The organism is Symbiopectobacterium sp., assembly GCF_047692315.1.
GTDB lineage: Bacteria > Pseudomonadota > Gammaproteobacteria > Enterobacterales > Enterobacteriaceae > Symbiopectobacterium.
The window spans coordinates 22674-42412 of the sequence record NZ_JBLLJS010000017.1 but is presented as its reverse complement, the minus strand read 5'-3'; the positions used below and the strand labels follow the sequence as shown (position 1 = coordinate 42412).

Annotated in this window: 14 protein-coding genes and 9 pseudogenes; 8 read left to right on the top strand and 15 right to left on the bottom strand. The window is 55.5% G+C overall.

The features are described from left to right. Positions 1 to 5 precede the first annotated feature (5 nt). Complete coding sequence (gene arsC / locus ACMZI0_RS08595) at positions 6 to 362, top strand: arsenate reductase (glutaredoxin) (RefSeq protein WP_415672639.1); 357 nt, start codon at positions 6 to 8, stop codon at positions 360 to 362. On the opposite strand, the gene hda is transcribed toward arsC, so the two are convergent. The 5 genes and pseudogenes from hda to upp form a co-directional block, all read right to left on the bottom strand. Next, complete coding sequence (gene hda / locus ACMZI0_RS08590) at positions 357 to 1064, bottom strand: DnaA inactivator Hda (protein WP_415672638.1); 708 nt, start codon at positions 1062 to 1064, stop codon at positions 357 to 359. The genes arsC and hda overlap by 6 nt on opposite strands. A gap of 128 nt (positions 1065 to 1192) precedes the next feature. After that, positions 1193 to 1585 carry a hypothetical protein gene (locus ACMZI0_RS08585; protein ID WP_415672637.1) on the bottom strand — a complete coding sequence of 131 codons (393 nt, stop codon included), beginning with the start codon at positions 1583 to 1585 and terminating at the stop codon, positions 1193 to 1195. Between the two features lie 198 nt (positions 1586 to 1783). After that, on the bottom strand, positions 1784 to 2662 hold the full coding sequence (locus ACMZI0_RS08580; RefSeq protein ID WP_415672636.1) for a tetratricopeptide repeat protein: 879 nt from the start codon (positions 2660 to 2662) through the stop codon (positions 1784 to 1786). A gap of 76 nt (positions 2663 to 2738) precedes the next feature. Then, positions 2739 to 3952 (bottom strand): annotated as a pseudogene (gene uraA / locus ACMZI0_RS08575) (uracil permease). Between the two features lie 210 nt (positions 3953 to 4162). Then, a complete protein-coding gene (gene upp, locus ACMZI0_RS08570) occupies positions 4163 to 4783 on the bottom strand; it encodes a uracil phosphoribosyltransferase (RefSeq protein ID WP_415672635.1) in 621 nt (206 codons plus the stop codon). 318 nt (positions 4784 to 5101) lie between these two features. Here upp and purM point away from each other — a divergent pair, with 318 nt between their 5' ends. From purM to speG, 3 genes are all read left to right on the top strand, one after another. Then, on the top strand, positions 5102 to 6139 hold the full coding sequence (gene purM, locus ACMZI0_RS08565) for a phosphoribosylformylglycinamidine cyclo-ligase (RefSeq protein ID WP_415672634.1): 1038 nt from the start codon (positions 5102 to 5104) through the stop codon (positions 6137 to 6139). Beyond that, positions 6139 to 6777 carry a phosphoribosylglycinamide formyltransferase gene (purN, locus tag ACMZI0_RS08560; protein WP_415672633.1) on the top strand — a complete coding sequence of 213 codons (639 nt, stop codon included), beginning with the start codon at positions 6139 to 6141 and terminating at the stop codon, positions 6775 to 6777. Before purM ends, purN begins: the two co-directional genes overlap by 1 nt. Before the next feature lie 139 nt (positions 6778 to 6916). Further along, a complete protein-coding gene (gene speG / locus ACMZI0_RS08555; protein WP_415672632.1) occupies positions 6917 to 7492 on the top strand; it encodes a spermidine N1-acetyltransferase in 576 nt (191 codons plus the stop codon). A gap of 78 nt (positions 7493 to 7570) precedes the next feature. Here the strand turns inward: speG and ACMZI0_RS08550 are convergent. Together ACMZI0_RS08550 and ybbA are read right to left on the bottom strand one after the other, a co-directional pair. After that, positions 7571 to 8695, bottom strand: a pseudogene (locus ACMZI0_RS08550) (ABC transporter permease); the annotation flags it as partial. Continuing rightward, positions 8692 to 9414, bottom strand: a complete 723-nt coding sequence (ybbA, locus tag ACMZI0_RS08545; RefSeq protein ID WP_415672631.1) for a putative ABC transporter ATP-binding protein YbbA — start codon at positions 9412 to 9414, stop codon at positions 8692 to 8694. The gene ybbA and the pseudogene ACMZI0_RS08550, both read right to left, overlap by 4 nt. On the opposite strand from ybbA, the gene tesA reads away from it, so the two are divergent. The 3 genes and pseudogenes from tesA (at position 9352) to ACMZI0_RS08530 (ending at position 11880) form a co-directional block, all read left to right on the top strand. Beyond that, complete coding sequence (gene tesA, locus ACMZI0_RS08540) at positions 9352 to 10017, top strand: multifunctional acyl-CoA thioesterase I/protease I/lysophospholipase L1 (protein WP_415672650.1); 666 nt, start codon at positions 9352 to 9354, stop codon at positions 10015 to 10017. The two genes, ybbA and tesA, sit on opposite strands and share 63 nt — an antisense overlap. Positions 10018 to 10088: 71 nt before the next feature. Beyond that, a pseudogene (locus ACMZI0_RS08535) lies at positions 10089 to 10863 on the top strand (SDR family oxidoreductase). 132 nt (positions 10864 to 10995) lie between these two features. Continuing rightward, entirely contained in the window at positions 10996 to 11880 is an 885-nt protein-coding gene (locus ACMZI0_RS08530; RefSeq protein ID WP_415672630.1) for a co-chaperone YbbN, read from the top strand. A 325-nt stretch (positions 11881 to 12205) separates the two neighbouring features. Here ACMZI0_RS08530 and ACMZI0_RS08525 read toward each other — a convergent pair. Then, positions 12206 to 13400 (bottom strand): annotated as a pseudogene (locus ACMZI0_RS08525) (nicotinamide mononucleotide deamidase-related protein YfaY). 266 nt (positions 13401 to 13666) lie between these two features. Here ACMZI0_RS08525 and tyrP point away from each other — a divergent pair. Further along, positions 13667 to 14814, top strand: a pseudogene (gene tyrP / locus ACMZI0_RS08520) (tyrosine transporter TyrP). Between the two features lie 69 nt (positions 14815 to 14883). Here tyrP and ACMZI0_RS08515 read toward each other — a convergent pair. From ACMZI0_RS08515 to menD, 7 genes and pseudogenes are all read right to left on the bottom strand, one after another. Then, positions 14884 to 15426: a YfaZ family outer membrane protein gene (locus ACMZI0_RS08515; protein ID WP_415672629.1), complete on the bottom strand. Its 543-nt coding sequence runs from the start codon at positions 15424 to 15426 to the stop codon at positions 14884 to 14886. 131 nt (positions 15427 to 15557) lie between these two features. Continuing rightward, positions 15558 to 15968: pseudogene (locus ACMZI0_RS08510) on the bottom strand (AMP-binding enzyme); the annotation flags it as partial. A gap of 24 nt (positions 15969 to 15992) precedes the next feature. Then, positions 15993 to 16214, bottom strand: a pseudogene (locus ACMZI0_RS08505) (o-succinylbenzoate synthase); the annotation flags it as partial. A gap of 51 nt (positions 16215 to 16265) precedes the next feature. Then, positions 16266 to 17143 (bottom strand): annotated as a pseudogene (menB, locus tag ACMZI0_RS08500) (1,4-dihydroxy-2-naphthoyl-CoA synthase). A gap of 51 nt (positions 17144 to 17194) precedes the next feature. After that, positions 17195 to 17479, bottom strand: coding sequence for a hypothetical protein (locus ACMZI0_RS08495; protein ID WP_415672628.1), 285 nt, complete (start codon positions 17477 to 17479; stop codon positions 17195 to 17197). A 23-nt stretch (positions 17480 to 17502) separates the two neighbouring features. Then, positions 17503 to 17976 carry an alpha/beta fold hydrolase gene (locus ACMZI0_RS08490; protein ID WP_415672627.1) on the bottom strand — a complete coding sequence of 158 codons (474 nt, stop codon included), beginning with the start codon at positions 17974 to 17976 and terminating at the stop codon, positions 17503 to 17505. Positions 17977 to 17990: 14 nt separating this feature from the next. Beyond that, positions 17991 to 19729, bottom strand: a pseudogene (gene menD / locus ACMZI0_RS08485) (2-succinyl-5-enolpyruvyl-6-hydroxy-3-cyclohexene-1-carboxylic-acid synthase). Positions 19730 to 19739 lie beyond the last annotated feature (10 nt).

Below are 19739 nucleotides of genomic sequence, written 5' to 3'. Positions count from 1 at the left end.
AGACTATGTCGAACGATATCGTGATTTATCACAATCCGCGCTGCTCCAAGAGCCGTGAAACGCTGGCGCTGCTACAACAGCAAGGCGTTACACCGCACGTGGTGCTCTATCTGGAAACGCCGCCAGACGCCGCACAGATTCGCCAACTGCTATCCCAACTGGGATTCAGTAGCGCGCGCGAATTGATGCGCCAGAAAGAAGATCTGTACCGCGAATTGAAACTGTCGGACCCAGCGTTGAGCGAAGCGCAGCTGATCGCAGCACTGGTTGAACACCCCAAACTGATCGAACGCCCGATTGTCGTGAACGGCGAACGTGCGCGCATCGGTCGCCCACCGGAGCAGGTGCTGGAGCTGTTATAACCCCAGAATCTCTTTGACGAAGGGAATGGTCAGCTTGCGCTGGGCGGTAATGGACGCATGATCGAGCTGATCGAGCGTCATAAACAGTGTGCGCATCTCCCGATCGAGTCGCTTTAACAAAAAGCGGCTCACATCTTCCGGCAACTCAAAACCGCGCAGGCGCGCGCGCAGCTGTAACGCCTCACCTTTCTCTTCATCAGAGAGCGGCTGCAATTTATAAATCTGCCCCCAATCCAGACGTGATGCCAAATCAGGCAGATGCAAATTAAGCTGGCGCGGCGGGCGATCGCCCGTGATCAACAGCCGGGTGCGCCCCCCTTCCTGAATGCGGTTGTAAAGATTGAACATCGCCATTTCCCAGGCATCATCGCCCGCAATGGATTCGATATTGTCGATGCACACCAGCGCAAGCTGCTCCATCCCTTCCAGCACTTCAGGCACAAAATAGGCGCGTTTGTCTAACGGCACATAGCCCGCTGCATCTCCCTGACGCGATAACGCCGCGCAGGCCGCGTGCAGCAGATGGCTACGCCCGCCCCCTTCTCGCGACCAAAAGTAGATATAGCTACCGTGCTCTTGCTGCAACACGTTGTGGAGGGCGGCCAGAAGTGACGCGTTTTCTCCCGGATAGAAACTGGCGAAGGTTTCGTCATCAGGCAGAGAGAGTGGCAATGAAAGCTGCGCCGGCGTGTTCAGAAGCACCTCATGTTCAATTCGGCAGGAAAACGGATCGAGTTTACCACAGAATGCGAGCCCTGTTGATAGCACATCAACAGGGCTGCTTTTCTCAATTCCGCTTCATATTTTAGGAGGAGTGGCCCAAGACAATATTAGCCTGCATTTTTCACATAGGGTTTGATTATGCCAGTCGTCAGCAACTCTTTATCCTGCCCGTTGATCCGTGCCGTTGCGGAATCGATCTGGAATGTTACATCGCCGGTATGGCAAAAATCTTTGGTCTTTTGCGGAACCAACGTGGCTGAGCGAAAGGAGCTGTATTCCTGGCCATGCAGGGTTTCATTCATGGTATTCATGCCAAAGGGGGCAAACGCCAGCGTGTATTGTCCACTGACACCCTCGCTATTTTTTAGCGTGACAACTACGCGCAAATTGGCAACTTCACCGATTTTGTTAGTATCAACAATAAAATGATTTTCACATTTCAATGCGCCACCGTTGCCGCCGAGAAAGGTCGATTCGTTTTTCAATATCAATGTGGGCAAGGTCTGGCGATTTTCTTCACGCGCACGGTTATCGCTAACGCAGTGCGCCGTATAGTTGGCTTTTGCTTCGTCAGATCGTCCCCGGCTGCGGTACTCCCAGGCTTTCAGGCAGTTGGTCGTAACACCTTGACCGTTGTAATAGATCCAGGCGAGATATTTTGCAGCCCGCGATGCGCCTTTTTCATAGGCTTCAGTGAATTACGTTCGCGCCTTGCCATAATCAACATTTATCTCTTCGCCGGTGTAATACATTTCCGCCAGATTGAGAATGGCATCCTTGTTACCCTGCTGCGCGGCACGCTCAAACCAGACGACAGCGTCTTGCGCAGCAGCATCCACGCCCCAACGCCCTTCGCGATAGGCCAGGCCAAGAATATTCTGCGACTCCGGCTCTCCGCCCTCTGCCGCGCGGCGAAACCAACGCATCGCCTCAACGTCTTTATCTTTAATAGAGGAGTAACCGAAATTATAAAAATGTCCGACGTAGAAGTTTACTTCGGGATCGCCCTGTTGTGCCCAACGCTTTGCCAAACGTAACGTCTTGTTTTTACTCAAACCGAGACGACTGAATATTCGGCGAGTTTCGGCATCGGCCGTGTTTAAATAACGGGAAACATACTTCAGTATCGGCGCGCGCGTTTCTGCATCGATTTCAGTCTTTGCTTTGGCTTCATAGATTGTGTGCCCGAGTGACTTGGTAGTTTCGATATTAATATCCGAGGCGTTAATCTTTTCCAACAGTTGGCTGGCACGGGCTTTATCCTCCGGCACACTAATGCCGTATTGATAAAAATACCCGGCGTTATAACAGCCATAATCTCCACCCAGCGCGCAGGCTTGCTGATAATAGTCGATCGCCTGTTGGGTATTTTTAGGAACGGAAACGCCAAACTCATAGACAAACCCCAGCACAGAAAGTGCATGAGGATCCTGACGTTTAGCCAAATCGGTGAGGGCAGTCAGTGCCGTGGTATCTTGCTGTTCGAGACGATCGTAGAGCCGATCGGCATCATCAGCGTCTTGGGCAAAAGCCGAACACGATAGGCCCAGTAACAACGCCAACACCTTTTTCTTCATGATTAACAATCCCTTGTCATGTTTTTTTCTGTTTCCGGGGATAATACCATCCCCGGAAACCTGAGCAAGACTCAGTTTATGACGCGCGCGGAGTCTCCTCGGCGTCATCTTCGGCATCCAGCACCACTTCTTCACTTCTGAAACGGTTGATCAGTGCGAACAGCAGGCTCAAAGCATTACCCACCACGGTGGCTAATGCCATACCTTTCAATTCAGCAGCACCCAAATGCACTTTCGCACCGCTCACCCCCGATGACACCGTACAGCAGCAGAGAAACGCCGCCCATTACCGGCACCGGCACGGCCTGGATCGCTGCCGCCAGTTTGCCTACGCAGGAGAGCGGAATGGCAAGTATCGCCGCCCCGCCGATAACCCATGTGCTGTAAACCTTGGTGATGGCCAACACGCCAATGTTTTCACCGTAAGTGGTGTTCGGGGTCGAACCGAAGAAGCCGGAAATCATGGTAGAAAGACCGTTGGTGAACATGGAGCGGTGCAGGCCCGGATCGCGCATCAGATCTTTTTTCACAATATTGGCAGTGACCACCAGGTGGCCTACATGCTCCGCAATCACTACCAGCACCGCAGGCAGGATAGTCAGAATGGCAAACCATTCGAAGCGCGGTGTATAGAAAGTCGGCAGTGCAAACCAGTGGGCCTGAGCGACAGGGGTGAAATCCACGACGCCCATCACGAACGACAGGGCATACCCTACCAGCACCCCAATCAGAATCGGGATAATGGCCAGAAAACCGCGGAACAAGACAGAGCCCAGAACGGTAACACCTAATGTCACCAGTGAAATGGTCACGGTTTTGCTATCAACAGATGCGCCATCCGCAGGCAGCAAACCGGCCATGCCCGCCGCTACGCCCGCCAGTTCCAGACCGATGACCGCAACAATCGCCCCCATCGCCGCCGGAGGGAAAATCACATCCAGCCAACCAGTGCCAGCACGCTGCACAATCAGCGACACCACGCAGAACAACGCGCCGCACATGATGAAACCGCCCAGCGCCACTTCATAATAGCCCAGCGGCAGCAGCAACAGTACGGGAGAAATGAAGGCAAAGCTGGAACCCAGATAAGCCGGGATCTTGCCCTTACAGATAAACAGATAGAGCAGTGTACCTATGCCGTTAAACAGCAGTACGGTTGCTGGGTTGATTTTAAACAGAATCGGCACCAGCACCGTTGCGCCAAACATGGCAAACAGGTGCTGGAAGCTCAGCGGGATGGTTTGTAGCAAGGGGGGGTCGTTCACTCACCCCGATGGCGCGACGAGTCATCGTTAATATCCTCTGTAAAAGTCACTCGATGTTGTGGTTAGCCGGTTCGTCCAGCATCATTATCACAGCCCAACCGCCCCCACTCGTCACCGCGTAGGGAAGCGAGGCTGATTATAAAAATCGTTCGAAAATGGCGCGAAAAGGGCCATGCGCTTTGCGCAGCGAAACTCGCGCAAAAAAAAGCCGACTTACTCAGTCGGCTGATACGGCTTATTTAGTACCAAATAGCTTGTCGCCCGCGTCGCCAAGACCCAGCATGATATAGCCATGCTCGTTAAGACCTTTGTCGACGGACGCGGTATACAGCTCAACGTCAGGGTGCGCTTTTTCCAACGCGGCAATCCCTTCCGGTGCGGCCACCAACACCTTGATGCTCTGGCAACCCGCTTTTTTCAGCAGATCGATAGTGGCAATCATCGAACCACCGGTCGCCAGCATCGGATCCACCACCAGCGCCATACGTTCATCAATGTTTGAGACCAGTTTCTGGAAATAAGGCACCGGTTCCAACGTCTCTTCATTGCGATACATGCCCACCACGCTGATACGCGCACTCGGCACGTTTTCCAGCACGCCTTCCATCATGCCCAGACCCGCACGCAGGATCGGCACAACAGTAATTTTCTTGCCCTTGATCTGATCGACTTCCACCGGACCGCACCAGCCTTCGATGGTCACTTTCTCGGTAACCAGATCGGCAGTGGCTTCATAGGTCAATAAACTGCCGACTTCGGACGCCAGTTCACGAAAGCGTTTTGTACTTATATCGTTTTCACGCATCAGGCCAAGTTTATGTTTGACGAGCGGGTGTTTAACCTCGACGACCTTCATTCTATTCCCCCTATAGAAAGTGGACGGATATCCTCACGACGCAAAATGGGTGCGTCGAAGGCGGACATGGCAGCCCATCATAAAAAAAATCGCGGGATTATACCGCTTTTTTGCTTAAGCGCTACAGGTTATAGCCTGATCCAGATCAACCGGGCAGGGAAATTCCCATTGAACAGGAAAAATGCAAAGCAGGCAACACACCACTCGCAAACGATTGCTCTCGCTGTTAGAATTAGCGCGCTTCGATATGGGTAGATCCACCAGGCTGGATATGCTCACTATCTCACCACCAATTGTATTCTCCGTGGGGACTCCGCAGTGACCGACAAAACCTCTCCTAGCTACAAAGACGCAGGCGTGGATATTGATGCTGGTAACGCATTGGTAGACCGTATTAAAGGCGTAGTGAAACAAACCCGTCGTCCCGAAGTGATGGGCGGTCTGGGCGGTTTCGGTGCCCTGTGCGCCTTGCCCCAAAAATACCGTGAGCCCGTTCTGGTTTCCGGTACTGACGGGGTCGGCACCAAGCTGCGTCTTGCCATGGATCTGAAACGCCACGACACCATCGGTATCGATCTGGTGGCTATGTGTGTCAATGACCTGGTGGTACAAGGGGCCGAGCCGCTGTTCTTCCTTGATTACTATGCCACGGGGAAACTGGATGTCGATACGGCGACCAGAGTGATCACCGGTATCGCCGAAGGGTGCAAACAGTCAGGCTGTGCGCTGGTCGGCGGCGAAACCGCTGAAATGCCCGGCATGTACCACGGTGAAGATTACGACGTCGCTGGTTTTTGCGTCGGTGTTGTTGAAAAATCAGAGATCATCGACGGAAGTCAAGTGCAGGCAGGTGATACCCTAATCGCACTGGCAGCCAGCGGTCCGCACTCTAATGGTTATTCACTGGTGCGTAAGATTCTTGAGGTAAGCAAGACGGATCCAGAACAAACCGCACTGGAAGGCAAATCATTAGCCGATCATCTGCTGGCACCGACCAAAATCTACGTCAAATCCATTCTGGCGCTGATTGAGAAAGTGGACGTACACGCGATTGCTCACCTGACCGGTGGCGGCTTCTGGGAAAATATCCCGCGCGTGTTGCCAGAAGGCATGCAGGCCAACATTGATGAATCCAGTTGGCAGTGGCCCGCTGTGTTCAACTGGCTGCAACAGACGGGCAACGTCAGCCGTCACGAGATGTACCGTACTTTTAACTGCGGTGTGGGTATGATTATCGCACTGCCTGCTGAACAGGCAGAGGAAGCCGTGGCATTCCTCAACAGCCAGGGTGAAACCGCATGGAAAATCGGCGTTATTCAACCCGCTAACGCCGGAGACGCAGTGGTCATCAATTAATGAAAAACATCGTTGTCTTGCTCTCAGGTCAGGGAAGCAACTTGCAGGCGTTGATTGACGCTTGCGCGCGCAAGCGCGTCAAAGGAAAGATCGCAGCCGTGTTCAGCAATAACCCCGAGGCGTATGGTCTGGTGTTGGCGCAAGAGGCTGAGATACCGGCTCATGTTATCGATCCGCAAGGGTTTGCAGACCGGGCTTCCTTTGACGCCGCAATGACAGCAAAGATGGCGCAATACCAGCCGGACCTGGTGGTACTGGCAGGCTATATGCGTATTCTCAGCCCGGAGTTTGTTGCGCTGTTTGCAGGCAAAATGCTGAATATCCACCCGTCGCTGCTGCCCAAATATCCGGGCCTGTACACGCATCGCAAAGCGCTGGAAAACGGCGATCAGGAACATGGCACTTCTGTCCACTTCGTGACTGACGAACTGGATGGCGGCCCACTGATTCTGCAAGCCAAGGTACCGGTGTTTAGTGATGATACGGAAGAAGCGCTCACAGCTCGCGTACAAACCCAGGAACACACCATCTATCCGCTGGTTGTTAACTGGTTCGTCGAAGGTCGTCTTAAAATGCGTGAGGGCGAAGCCTGGCTCGACAGCGTGCGTATTCCCAAACACGGTTACGCTGCCAAATAGCGGTAATTCCCTCGTGTATCCCCGGCGAATAACCGGGGATTGTTTGTTCTGCTTTCCTACTCCCTCGTGATGGTTCCTCTACTTAAAGCACGCTATACTTGGCGTGTTGCCATGTGGCAAGAATGTAATGGGAGGAAACATGTCTGGCGCGAGCAATATCGTGCGTTTACGGCCTCTGGAGCGAGAGGACCTCAATTTTGTCCATCAATTGGATAACAATGCCAGCGTGATGCGTTATTGGTTCGAAGAGCCCTATGAAGCGTTTGTGGAACTGTGCGATCTCTACGACAAGCACATTCACGACCAAAGCGAGCGGCGCTTTATCATCGAATTCGAAAAAAATCGGGTTGGTCTGGTCGAGTTGGTGGAAATAAACCATATCCACCGCCGCGCTGAATTCCAGATTATCATCGACCCCACCCATCAAGGACGTGGCTACGCCAGCGCCGCAGCGAAACTGGCGATGGATTACGGGTTTTCCGTGCTGAACCTGTACAAGCTGTACCTGATTGTGGATAAAGAGAACACCAAAGCGATCCACATTTATGCCAAGCTAGGCTTTGAAGTCGAGGCCGAATTACGCCACGAGTTTTTTATTAACGGCGAATACCGCAATACCATTCGCATGTGCATTTTCCAGCACCAGTATATGGAACGCTACAAATCGAATGCGACGGCAGAAAAACCGTCACCGGAAGCGGATATCACACGCTAACCGGCAGGCGGGGTTTCCCCCCGCCTGTCCCCCCCTCCCCCGTTACCCGGCAAATTGCCGAAACAACGCCTTACCACTTAACAACCGCAATCCCAGCCAGCCACCGCACAATGATAACAACAACGCTGCACTCAGCGGCAGTGCGCCCCACATCACCACATTGGGCTCCCAGGGGAAATCGAACACTTTGCATTGCAGCAGCCACAGCGCCAGCACCGCCGTGCCGCCGAGCAACGCCCACAACAGCATGCCTCCTCCAGAGAGCAGCGCCAGCCCGACCAGACTGCCACATGCACCGGCCAAAGCCAGCACCGACACCCATTGTCCGACAATCAAACGCCGCAGAGCACGCTTATCCGCACCCAGCGTTTTTAATACGGCCACCAAATCGTAGCGACTGCGACAATAGTGCCCCATGGCGACGGCCACCGCCGCGACGGACAACAGCAAGGTCAACAGCGCTGACAGCAGTAAAAACTGCTGCGAACGTTGCAAGGATTTACTCAACGCCCCTTCACTGTCCTACATGCCATACCAGCGCTGATCCGGTTTTAGCAACGGTTTGATAAAATCGCTGAACAGCGCAATACGCTGTGCATCACCGGCAAACATATAGCGCCAGGTGATACGGCCGCCCGGCTGTATCGCCCCGGTTTTTTCCACATCGGCACTGTTAATCAATACGCGCGGAGCGGTATCAAACGGATTAAACCCTTCGTCCGGCTCCTGAATCAATTCTCCCGCGATGCGTAATGTGGTATCGCCCACATCGAGATTATCCCCGACATTCAAGCCCAACAGCGCCAGCAGCCGAGGGGCAACCAATACGCTGCCAGGAACCGGGTGCGGGCCTTCCGGCCGCGTCTGGAGCTGACCATAGAGCGGATAGCGATCGTCCGCGGCCTTGACGCGCGCCAACTGCTCCTGTTCACCCGCATAGGTCATGGTCATGAACGACACCTGGCGACTGACCGTCAGCCCTTGCTGCTGTGCCTTTTGCAGCCAATCCTCATCCACTGGACGCGCAGCACGCAGCACGCGATCGCCGGCCAGAAAATCGCGGCTCTGCTGGCTTAGCCCCTTTTCCGTGCGATCGCTGATATTGCCCAATGCCAGCACACAGGCTACCGCCAGCGTCAATGCCAGCCACACGATCAGCAGCGATGGGGATCGCCACTCACGCCAAAACCAGCGCCAGATCATGCCACCTCCTGCAACTTGCCGTCCAACAAACGCAAACGCCGCTCACAGCGCGCCGCCAGTTGCTCATCGTGGGTAACCAGAATGAGCGTGGTGGCATAATCGCGATTCAGGGAAAACAGCAAATCCACAATGCGTTCACCGGTTTTGCGATCCAGATTGCCGGTCGGTTCATCAGCGAACAGCACCCTCGGCCGCCCGCTAAAGGCGCGGGCGATGGCGACACGCTGTTGTTCACCGCCGGATAACTGTGCGGGCAGATGGTGCAACCGCTCGCCTAATCCCAGTTGGCGCAGTAACTGTTCCGCCTGCGTACGGCTGTGAGCATCACTTTCTCCGCGCAGCAGTGCGGGCAACTGCACGTTCTCCAGGGCATTCAACGTCGGCACCAGCATAAATGCCTGAAACACAAACCCGACGTCGCGGGCACGCAACGCAGCGCGGCCATCCTCATCATCCAGAGCGCCCAGCGATTCGCCAAGCAATTTGACATCACCTTCACTGCCGTCATCCAGACCGGCAAGGATCCCCAGCAGCGTCGATTTTCCCGAACCGGACTCCCCGATCAGTGCAATAGACTGCGCGGGTTTGACAACCAGCTCAACTCCGGTGAGGATGGAAAGCCGATGTTCACCCTGACCGACGTGCTTACTTAAATGATGAACTTCCAGAATATTTTCCGCCGACGCGGTGGCTGCCGAAAAGACGCCATTCAAAGACATATCTACATCCTTTTGCTGCTGGGATTACTCAGCGCCCGCGCGTTTGCAGCGGAAACGCTCCTGGTATTGGGAGACAGCCTGAGCGCGGGCTATCGCATGCCCGCCGCTTCCGCCTGGCCCGCCCTGCTCAATGAACAATGGCAAAAAGCGAACCCTGACAGCATAAAAATCGTCAACGCCAGCATCAGCGGCGATACCGCTTCACAAGGGCTGGCGCGTTTACCGGCACTGCTGCAACAACATCAGCCGCGTTGGGTGCTGATCGAAATGGGCGGCAATGATGGGCTGCGCGGCTTTCCGCCGCCGACCATCGAACAAGACCTGACCACCATTATCAATCAGGTGAAAACAGCTAACGCTCAGCCCTTGCTGATGCAAATCCGCCTGCCTGCCAATTACGGTCAGCGCTATACCAACACGTTCAGCGCCATTTACCCGCGACTGGAGCAGCAATTTTCAATTCCGCTAGTGCCGTTCTTTATGGAACAGGTTTATCTTAAGCCGGGGTGGATGCCATCGTCTTGCATCCACCCCACGCGCGAGGCACAACCGTTCATTGCCGACTGGATGGCAAAACAGCTTAAACCGTTAGTGAGCTTGTGACCGCTTATTTGCGTCTTATTGCTAGTTAACCATGACTCTTGAAAAATAGGGCTTTTTACTTAGGTAAAGTTATGCAAAAAACGGTTTTGATTACCGGTTGCTCCAGCGGTATTGGCTTGATCGCAGCATTGGACTTACATCAGCGCGGCTATCGCGTACTGGCCGCCTGCTGCCGCACCGAAGACGCGCAGCGGATGAACACGCTAGGGCTTGAAGGGATCGCGTTGGATTTAGACGATCCTGACAGCGTGGATGCAGCAGCAGAGCAGGTTATCGCGCTGACCGGTAATCGGCTGTACGGGCTGTTTAATAACGCCGGTTATGGCGTTTATGGCCCACTGAATACCATCTCGCGTCCGCAACTCGAACAACAGTTCGCCAGCAACCTGTTTGGCACGCGCCAGCTGACGCTACGTTTGCTGCCCGCTATGCTGCCGCACGGCGAAGGGCGCATTATTCAAACCAGTTCCGTGATGGGGTTTGTCGCTACGCCGGGGCGTGGTGCCTATGCTGCCAGCAAATACGCACTGGAAGCCTGGTCAGACACTGCGCATGGAACCGCACGGCAGCGGGCTGCACGTCAGCCTGATTGAACCGGGCCCCATCGCCACGCGCTTTACGGAAAATGTGGCACAAATGCAAACAGAAGCGCCGGTGATCAACCCGGGTATCGCCCGACGCTTTACGCTGCCACCCGAAACAATACTGCCCAAATTGCGCCATGCGCTGGAAAGCCCGCGACCGAAACTGCGCTATCCGGTAACGCTGGTGGCGCACGCCCTTACCGTGCTACGTCGCCTGTTACCCGCCCGTTGGCTGGATGGGGTATTGCGCACCCGTTCTTGATTAACGACATATACTATTGACCCATAGCCATCACGATTCCGCGCTGCGCACGGCGGAACGATATACGATGCAACCGCTTGAAGTGGCGTTATTCGCCCCCATTTATCCCTTAAACGGATGAGAGAGACTGCCATGCTAGACCCTAATGCCAACACCGCCCATTACGCGAGCGTGATGGATGTTAACGAGACCAACCTGCATCAGGTGCTGGAACAATCCATGCAGATGCTGGTGCTGTTTTATTTCTGGTCAGAACGCAGTCAACACTGCCAGCAGCTCACACCGGTGCTGCACAAGCTGGCACAGGAATATGCCGGTCAGTTTATTCTGGCACAGGTCGATTGTGATGCCGAACAGCGAGTTGCGGCGCAGTTTGGTCTGCGCGCTATTCCAACGGTTTATCTGTTCAAAGATGGCCAACCGCTGGACGGTTTTCAAGGGCCACAACCTGAAGAAGCGATCCGCGATCTACTGCAACGGGTTCTGCCACGTGAAGAAGAACTCAAAGTGGCAGAAGCCCAGCAGCGTATTCAGGAGGGGGATCTCCCGACTGCGTTGACGCTATTAAAAGACGCCTGGCAGCTAAGCCAGCAGCGTAGTGATATCGGTCTGATGCTGGCAGAAGTGCAGATCCAGTTAAACCGCAGCGACGATGCGCAAGCGGTACTGGACACCATCCCACTACAGGATCAGGACACGCGTTATCACAGTCTGGTGGCGCAGATCGATTTGCTCAAGCAAGCCGCTGACACACCAGAAATTCAGCAGTTACAGCAGCAACTCGCCGCCGATCCGAACAATGCGGAACTGGCAGTGAAACTGGCGTTGCAGTTGCATCAGGTGGGGCGCAACGAAGAAGCGCTGGAAAGCCTGATTGTAATGCTGAAAAAAGATCTGGCCGCCGCCGACGGCAACGCCCGTAAAACCATGATGGATATTCTGATCGTGATCGCACTCGGCACCGGCGATGCTCTCGCCTCGCGCTACAGACGTCAACTTTATGCGTTACTGTACTAATCCGCTTTGTTCTATGAGGTTTTAAGGTCTTAACCTCCCGCGTCCAATGATGCTGAGCAATAAGGGGACGCCAGGATGAGCCGCATGGACGCGGCAAAAGCGCCTGCCGTGCCGGGAACACGTCAGGCGCGGTCCGTCCGGCGGCCCCGCTTGCGAAGGTACCGCGCAGCGGCATCATTGAGCAAGAAGCGCGGGGTCGGGGGGTGTGGGCGACTGCACACCCCTCGTCGGGCGCGTGCTAGGCAAGCAGCAGAGAAACACTGCGATATTCGCGCACGAAAACATGCCTGTTGCTCACATAAATCGCTTTTGCACACTGGGGTGCTTACCCCAGTGTCTCCACCACCGTGATCCAGCCATGCCCGCCATACGGTGACCAGCCATTCAGCCAGCGGCGCAGCATGTTCATCGCCAGCGTGGCGACCACTTCCTGATGCGTCTGCAAACTGTAGCGCGTCACATTGAACGAAATAGCCTGAGCAAAGGTGCCTTGCGGTGTATGCAATGCAAGTGATAAACGATCGTCCTGACGATCGCTCACCACCAGCGCCAGTGAAGATTGATGCTCGTCAGCCAGGCGGTTTGCCACTTCTGCCAGCACGGTCAGCGTGGCAAACGGCGTCTGTGACCACAACGCACTGCCGTTGAGAGGGACTTGTGCGGCATTCAGTTGCCAATGGAGCAGGCCTGCGGTAAACGACTCCCCGACCGCCAACGTCAAGCCTTTTTCGGTCAAGCGCTGCGCCAGTTGGGCGGGTAAACCTTGCGTCCCTTCAAACAATGCGTTTTCACCCGCCACCGATCGCACCGTTTCCCACGCAGCCTCCATCGCCGCACGTTGCGATGCCGGGCCGGTCAGTTTCAGCTCAACGATTGGCATCGAGGAACGATACCCCAGCACCACACCTTCCGGCAGCAGCAGGCTGTCGAGCTAGTTTGCCAAATCGCTTTCAGAACGACCAAAAGTGGTCAAGCGCAGACACAACGGTGCAGATGCCACAGAAAAACGCTCACGCAGGCGCGGCACAATCTGCTCATCGACCATCCGTTTAAATTCCGAGGGTACGCCGGGCGTAAAAAACATCAGGCAGCGGTTCAGCGTTAGCATAAAGCCGCATGCCGTCCCTATCGGGTTATCCACCACCTCGGCACTGGCCGGAATCTGTGCCTGTTTACGGTTGCTGGGGGCCATTACACGGCCGCGCTCAGTGAAAAAAGCCTCCATGCGTGCAATCCACTCCGGATGCTCCACTAGCCCTTCCCCTGCTGCCGTTGCCGCCGCCAGCGCGCTCAGATCATCATTGGTTGGCCAGCCCACCGTTGACAATCAACACATCGGCAATCTGGCTGCGTTACGTCAGCGCTGCCACCAGTTCTTCCAGCTTGTCACCCACCGTCATTCGGCTGGTCATCGGAATACCCTGCTCGAACAGATAATCTGCCAGCCAGGCTGCATTGGTATCCAGAATCTGTCCGTGGAGTACTTCGTCTCCGGTACACAACATCTCCACCCTCAGCATGTGCTACTCCTGTGTTTTTCTTTCACTGTAAAAACTCCCCCGCAGAAAGACAATGACCACGCTCTGCACTGCCCATTTTTTGTGAAACCGCCTAAATCGTAACGCCAACTTTACAGCCATCGTAACGGTGTTTTGACATACTTTACGGAATCCTCTAGTCTGCGCAGCCATAAGAAAAACAGATACCATCACACTCAGGAGAAAGGGTGAAAAATCGTACATTTGGCAGCATATTTATCGTCGCGGGCACCACCATCGGCGCAGGCATGCTCGCCATGCCGTTGGCGACGTCCGGCGTGGGTTTCAGCGTCACTTTTGCTATTTTGTTGAGCCTGTGGCTATTGATGTGCTACAGCGCGTTACTACTGGTAGAAGTCTATCAATATCAGCCCTCCCATACCGGGCTGGGCACACTGGCGAAAATTTATCTGGGTCAGTGGGGCCAATGGCTCACTGGTTTCAGCATGCTGTTTTTGATGTATGCCCTGACCGCCTCCTATATCAGCGGCGCAGGCGAGCTGCTGGCAAGCAGTTTGCATCAGTGGAGCGGCTACGCTTTCCCATCGTCTGCAGGTATTTTGCTGTTCACCCTGTTGGCCGGAGGCGTGGTGTGTATCGGCACCACGTCGGTGGATTTCTTTAACCGTCTGCTGTTCAGCGGAAAATTACTGATGCTGCTGGTCATGCTGGGGATGATGATTCCCCACGTCGAAAGGCAGAACCTGCTGACACTCCCGCTGCAACAAGGGCTGACGCTCTCTGCCCTTCCTGTCGTGCTGACGTCGTTTGGGTTTCACGGCAGCATTCCCAGCATTGTGCATTACATGGGGGGGACAGCCGCAAACTGCGTCGCATCTTTATCATCGGCAGCGCAATCCCGCTATTTGTTTATCTGTTCTGGCAGTTGGCAACGCTTGGCGCACTGAGCGGCAACACCTTCACGGCGATTCTGGCGCAGCAAGCCGGTTTAAACGGGCTGATGCAAGCTATTCGAACGCTGGTTGCGTCTCCCCACGTAGAAGTTGCGGTGCACCTTTTCGCCGATCTGGCGCTGGCAACCCCATTCCTTGGCGTGGCGCTTGGCCTGTTCGATTATCTCGCCGATTTGTTCAAACGCCAGAACACTGCCCGTGGGCGATTGCAAACCGGTGCCCTGACATTTCTGCCACCGCTGATTTTTGCGCTGTTCTATCCGCAAGGATTTGTCATGGCGCTAGGTTATGCCGCCATCGCACTCGCCGTGCTGGCACTGTTAATTCCGGCCCTGCTCAGTTGGCGTGTACGGCAACAGCATCAGGTTGGCGCATCAACGCCGGGCGGCACACCGGCGCTGCTGCTGGTGTTTTTATCTGGCAGCGGCATTATTGCCATCCAATGCGCTATGGCGATCAGTTGGCTGCCGACGGTGGGCTAAACGACGACCAACAAAAACGGGTGCCGCAACTGCGAACACCCGTTTTTTATGGCGATAAGCGTTAACGGCTTAGAAGTTAAAGCCAGCACCCAGATAGAAAGTATCTGCCACTTTGTTATCAGAGCGACCACTTTCGCCGCCGATATTGATATAGCGATAGCCAAGATCCAGGTTCAGCGGACGGAATACCTGCCAGCGCACGCCACCTTTCGCTTCCACATAGTGATCGATATGGCTAGAGAACACATCTGGCGCATAATACCCTTCACCATACAGGGAGAAATAGTGGTTGATCGGGAACTGCAATCCACCACCCAACGCCACACCATAGCCATCAGTAGCGTGTTGCTGATTCAAATAGAGCGCTTTGCCGCCAACCGTCAGTGACAGCGCGCCCAGCGGCAGCGTATAGCCGAGGCCGAAACCATACACATCGTTGTTATCTTTACCATGGCCGTAACTGACGTTAGCGCCGAGGCCAGGAACACCCAGACCAAAGCCAGCACCTACGCCCGCATAGTCATCCCCCGCTTCCCCGGAGAAGCTGATGGCCTGAGCCGTCGCTGTTGCCAACAGCAGGCTGCCTGCCAGGGCAATCGCAATCTTTTTCATTGTGTTTATCCTTAAATCGATCATTAAACGCTATAAGCAACACATCGTATCCGAGGGATTCTACCTGAATCAGCCCCGGTGACCAGCAACAAATTGCATTAATATCATCAACGAACGCGTAAAACCGCCGCTTAATTCACGCCATTGCGATAGATTTTTTCCGCCCAGGCTTTCACTTGTATGCGCGCAATCTTGATGCCACCGCCGTGTAATTCGGCGGGCATGGCATAGTAGGCGACCGGACGTTGAAAGCCTGCCAACTGCGGCGTAAGCCAGTCACGGATAGCGGTAAGCGCAACGTCAGAAGATATGTCTAACACGGCTACCGGGCGCTGCCCAAATTCGGCATCCGGCACGGGCACCACGCAAGCCTGTCTTACCCTGGGATGCGTCAGCAACAGCGCTTCAATATTTTCCGGCTGGGTACCTTCGCCGCCGCTGAAGAACTGATTATCCAATCGCCCCAGCACATGCCACTCACCCTGCTGAAACACACCGCTGTCGCGCGTATGAAACCAGCCGTCGCTGTCAGTCAGCGGCAAACGTGCGTCGCATTCTGCCAGCGCGCAGCTCAACCCGAAAGCCACCGACGGCGGCAATGCCGCGTCATCCAGCATTTCTCCCGTTTGCCAACGCGCCAGCGCCGCACACAGGGCAGCCTGCGCCTGCGCCAACGTTTCCTGACTGAACGCCGGCAAAGGGGCGACTTCGCCCCAGCCCTCCTGCGCACCATCACGCAGGTGTAGGATCAGCCCCTCACGGGTCTTCAGGCGCTGATTGTGCAACACCACCCCCCGCGTCCATCGGAACGCTATAGCGATAAACCGACGCGCTGCGCATTATGGATTACGCTTGAACTTGCTGAAGTCGGGCTGACGTTTTTCGTTGAAGGCGTTGCAGCCTTCCTGCCCTTCTTCTGTCATGTAGAACAGCATGGTCGCGTTACCGGCCAGCTCTTGAAGCCCTGCCTGTCCGTCGCAATCAGCATTCAGTGCTGCTTTCAGGCAGCGCAGCGCCATCGGGCTGTTTTGCAGCATTTTGCGGCACCAGCGTACCGTCTCTTTTTCCAGTGAAGCCAACGGCACAACGGTGTTCACCAGCCCCATATCCAGCGCCTGCGCAGCATCGTACTGACGACACAGGAACCAGATTTCACGCGCTTTTTTCTGACCGACGATACGCGCCATGTAAGAAGCGCCCCAACCGCCGTCAAAGGAGCCTACGCGCGGACCGGTTTGCCCAAAAATGGCGTTTTCTGCGGCAATGGTCAGATCGCACATCATGTGCAGCACATGACCGCCACCGATAGAGTAACCCGCTACCATCGCCACAACCGGTTTCGGACAGGTACGGATCTGGCGCTGAAAATCCAGCACGTTGAGGTGATGAACGCCGCTGTCATCCTGATAGCCGCCGTAATCGCCGCGCACTTTCTGATCGCCGCCGGAACAGAACGCTTTATCACCCGCGCCGGCGCTTTATCACCCGCGCCGGTAAGAATAATCACGCCAATACCGTCATCGTAGCGAGCATTTTCCAGCGCCTGAAGCATCTCTTTGACTGTCAGCGGGCGGAACGCGTTGCGCACCTGCGGGCGGTTAATGGTGATTTTGGCAATGCCGTCCGTCGATTTGTGGTAGAGGATATCGACAAAATCACCGCTGCAATCGTGCCATTCCACCGGGGCATACAGCAGTTCTTCACTCGGATAAAGCATAGTATTCCTTCATAGGGTGCCAGGGCGCTACCGTGGCAGAGAGAGTCAGCCCTACGCCTGTGCGGCGTCGGGCGAAGTTATAAACGTACGTATCTGTTGTGCATAGCCCACAGGATTAGCGCGGTGCGCATTGTGGCCCGCATGCATGACCGACAACAGCGGCAGCCGGTATGTTTGCGCGATAGCCTGAAATTTTTGATCCTGCGCGCCACACAAATAGCCAAAGGGTAAACCGGTATGCCGCACCGCATCCAATAACCAAGGCTGACGCCCCAACGAAGTCGCCTCCAGCATGTCAGCCACCGCAGCGGCATCGTTGCTACTGCGCAAGGTCATCAATTTCTGACGCGCCTCATCGGTTAAATCGGCAAAGACCCCCTGACGGCACCAGTCCGACAGCACAGCGGATAAAGGCTCATGACGAAAACGTTGCGCACCACGCGCATCTGACGCTGTGCGCCATCCATCAGCCCAGGGTTGCCTCCTTCCACCAGCAAGCCAAGTAACCCCGCGGCCTCTTCACCCGCACATGAAGCAGCGAAGTCCATCGCGATACGCCCGCCCAGCGAATACCCTATCAGCCAGCAACGCTTCACCCCCTGAACGCGCAGAGTGAGCGCTAATTGCTGACGCATCTCGCTAAAATCACGCACGCGCATTGACGCCGATGCGCCATGGCCGGGTAAATCTACCCGCAGAATAGGCCACTCAGACAACAGCGGGCACAACGCTTGCCAGTCATCACCGCTACCAAACAACCCGTGCAACAACACCAGCCAGGGCATATCTGGCGTAAAGTGAGGGGGTTCAATACGTTGGCAGTGTAAGCTCATGGGTGACGCAACACTCACAGTGAAATTGGCGCTAAGCGGGCAATGTCGTTTTCCAGTTGTGTCTCAATCTCGCCGCTGGCAACCTGGGTCGCCAGTTGATTGAGCGTATCGGCACCGGCCTTGGCTTCCACTACCTCTTCCAGCAGCGTCACACCGCCCTGCGCCCAGCATGCGGATGTGGCATCACTGACCTGTTGCCAGCTTTCAGCACGCACGTAGTTCAGCCCAAACATGGCGGCGACGTGGCTGAACTCCACGTCTTGCGGCATACAGTAAAAAGCCTCACACGCTCGTGCGGGCGTTGGCAACAAAGAGAAAATCTGTCCGCCGTTATTGTTCACCACCATCAGCACCAGCGGAGCCGGTGCCTGACGTAACAATGCCAGCGAGTTCATGTCATACAGCGCAGAGAGATCGCCCACGATCCCCAACGTCGGCAGCCCGTTCGCCCGTTGAACCCCGGCCATGGTCGCAATCAGGCCATCAATACCGCTGGCGCCGCGATTGCCATAGACGTTATACGCGCCCGGCAACTGTGCCAGCGCATCGATCAAGCGAATGACCAGACTATTGCCTGCAAACAGCTGTCCATTGGGCGGCAACAACGCCGCGACACGGTGTGCCAACGGTGCTTCACCAAACTGCCCTGCCAGACGCGCCGCCACATAATCACGAACCGCATCCACGAACCGCATCCACACAGGCAGAGAGACCGCGCGCCCACGGTGCCTGCGCTTGCGCCGGATGAGCGTTGAGCCAGTCGCTAACCGAAGCCACCAGACGACGCCCGCGATGATGGGCAGGATCGAGCCGACCCGGCATAGGGTCGATCAACCAGAACTCCTGAGGGCGGCAGTTCTCCTGCCATTGCAACACGCATTTTCCAGTCAGACTGCCACCAAACTACAACACCACGTCGGCGGTCTGCAATTGCTGCACGGCTGTCGGGTGCGCCAGCCACAAATCCGCATAAGGCAGCGGTTGTCCGGTTTGCGATAACGCATCGCCGATTAGCGGCCATTCGGCCCAGGCGGTCAGCTGTGCCCCTTCTTGCGCCGTCACTTGGCCCACCAGCACCACACCGCGTTTTTTGCGCCACAGCGGCCAATCGGGTTCTACCGTGACCGCCGTCGGATGTACTACCCGCAGCCAGGGCGTGCGCATTTGCCACCATCCTCCCAGTGTGGACAGCCAATCCTGGTACAGATCGTCGTCATCTGGCCCATACAGGGATTCTGCAAAAGGACAGTTAATGTGCAACGCACCGTGGGTCAGTTCTCCCAGTGCGCCATCGATGGCCGATACCAGCCAGCGTGCGGGCAAATCGGGCGTTGGGCGCGGCAGGTTGAGCACCTGGGTTGGATGAGAAGCATACATCCCCTGTTGGCGAATCGCCTGATTAGCGCCACAGTCAATCAATTCCGGCGGACGATCGGCCATCAGTACCACTAGCCGCTCCCCGGTTAACCCAGCCTCAATGATTGCCGGATAAAGATTGGCGGTTGCCGTGCCAGACGTCACAATGAATGATTGCCACAGGCTCACGCAACGCTTTGGCCAAACCAAGCGCAAGGTGGCCCAACCCACGTTCGTCAAAATGGGTGTGACAAATCACCGCTGAATGCGCAGCCGCAGCCAGCGTTAACGGTGTGGAGCGCGAGCCCGGCGCGATGCAAATATGACGAACGCCATGACGAGTCAACGCCTCAAGTACTAAAGTGGCCCAGCGACGATTAAATACACTTGTTGACATGGTGGACTCG